The sequence below is a fragment of the Neisseria sp. P0021.S006 genome (assembly GCF_051956895.1).
Genome location: NZ_JBQCWZ010000181.1, coordinates 1 through 2,058, shown reverse-complemented (window position 1 = coordinate 2,058; position 2,058 = coordinate 1). Strand labels below are relative to the sequence as shown.

Annotated in this window: 2 protein-coding genes; one reads left to right on the top strand and one right to left on the bottom strand. The window is 49.6% G+C overall.

From position 1 onward, the window contains the following. Positions 1-79 precede the first annotated feature (79 nt). Positions 80-988, bottom strand: a complete 909-nt coding sequence (locus ACTHUM_RS12220; protein WP_070459946.1) for a Dyp-type peroxidase — start codon at positions 986-988, stop codon at positions 80-82. Between the two features lie 103 nt (positions 989-1,091). Here ACTHUM_RS12220 and ACTHUM_RS12215 point away from each other — a divergent pair. Then, a partial coding sequence (locus ACTHUM_RS12215) for a metallophosphoesterase (protein ID WP_440402982.1) occupies positions 1,092-2,058 on the top strand: 967 nt, incomplete at its 3' end.

The window sequence follows — 2,058 nt, the reverse complement described above, 5'->3', positions numbered from 1 at the left end:
CCATAAAATATTAAGGGAATTTAAATAACAAAAACCTGCCTTTGAAAAGGCAGGTTTTTTTCAGACGGCCTTTGAGCCGTTAAAGATTTTGCAAACGTTCGACAGAAGGTGCGTAGTAGTAAGCACCTGATACGGCTTTAGACAAATGTTTCAGCAGTAAGTCGGTTTTGCCGTCAGATTCGCCGAACATATTGAGCAGTTGAACTTCAATATTGTGCAGCGTGTTGCAATAGGAAGTGAACATCAAACCATGTTCGCCGCTGAGTTTGCCGAAGGGTAGGCTGCGGCGGACAATTTTCAGGCCAACGCCGTTTTCTTTAACATTGACGCGGCCGAGATGGGAATCTGGCAGGCGCACGTCTTTGCTGAATTCGTCATTGGTTTCTTTGCTGCGGCCAACGCTGGCTTCTTGTTCGGCAGTGGGAACGGCATCCCATTTTTTCAAATCGTGCAGGTATTTTTGCAGCAAAACATAGCTGCCGCCGGCATCAGGCTTGCCTTCGGGAATAATGGCGACATTGCGCACATTGTCATCGCCCTGCGGATTTTCCGTACCGTCGACAAAACCGTCCAAGCCGCGGTCTTCATACAGGCGCAGGCCGTGTTCTTCAGTGGCTACGCGGATGCTGTCGCCGAATGCGCTGAAAACAGATTGGGCCAAGGCGTAGGCGGCTTTTTGCTCGGTGGCTTGAATGTGGATATAGAGGTCGTGTTGGGTGGAGGGTGCGAGGCCGTTGCCCAATTCTGGGAAAGGTTTGATTTCGCTGCCTTCGTCAGTATGGCCGAACGATTGCCATGCGCGGCTGCCAAAGGCAATGGTCAAACCCAAAATATCATTCGGAAAACGGGTTTTCAGTTTAGCCAGAGCCTCCAAAGAAAGACGGCAGGCAGATTTGATGTCTTCATTGCGGCCGTCTGAAATGTCTGCTTCGATAAAAATACCGGCTTGTGCGTGATCAGGAATAATGGCTGATTGGGGATGGCTCATGATGATTCCTTTCAAAATATTATGGGTTTTTACGCGGGGGATTATACACTGAAAGTTTCAGACGGCCTAAAATCTGCCTTTTGATTTTTTAGGGCGGAAAGGCATGTTTGGCAAGATGTTTTTTGTGAGCGTCATTCTGTTGCAAGTGTTTACATTCGGGCTCGGGCGTTCGCTGCAATGGTTGTTTGCGCCTTGGATTGGCAAAGTCGGCAGACGTTGGCTGATGGGTATTTCCTATTTCATTACAAACGGCTTGTTGGTCGGTTTGCTGCTGGAGTTGGGACATATAATATTCCGCGCGATGGCGTTTTGGATGGTGATCTTGCTGTTTGTGATGTATGCCGCGCTGGCGACATTTATCCTGTATCTTTTGCTGCGCCGTTTTATGGCACGCCAACTGCTGTCACGAAGCCTGCGGCTGTTTGCGCCTTTGTTTGTGGCCGGTTTGCTCGGTTTTGGGATGTATAACGCCTATACGCCTGTTGTTCGCCATCAGACTGTATTCATCAATAAGAAAATGGATAAGCCGCTGCGTATCGGCGTGGCCAGCGATTTGCACTTGGGGATTTTGTTTGGCGCGCGTCAATTGGACAAGCTAACGGACATCATGAAGCGGGAAAAAGTCGACATGGTGTTGCTGCCGGGGGATTTGATGGACGATACCGTTGATGCCTACCTTAAAGAAAACATGAAACCGCATTTGCAGAAGCTGACTGCGCCGATGGGCGTTTATGCCACTTTGGGCAATCATGACTGGTTCCGCGATCAGAAGCGTATCAAACATGAATTGGAAGCGGCAGGTTTGACGGTTTTGGCCAATCAGGTTCTGGAAGTGAATGGTGTGTTGCTGGTAGGGCGGAGCGATGATTTGGATCGCAAGCGTCCCAGTGCGGAGCAGCTTTTGGAAGGTCAAAATACCCAATTACCGGTTTTATTGATGGATCACCGTCCTACTTCAATCGAAACCCATGCCCGGCTGCCGATTGATGTGCAGGTCTCCGGCCATGTCCACAACGGCCAAGTTGCACCTGCCAACCTTATCGTCCGTACGCTTTATCGTCTTGCTTACG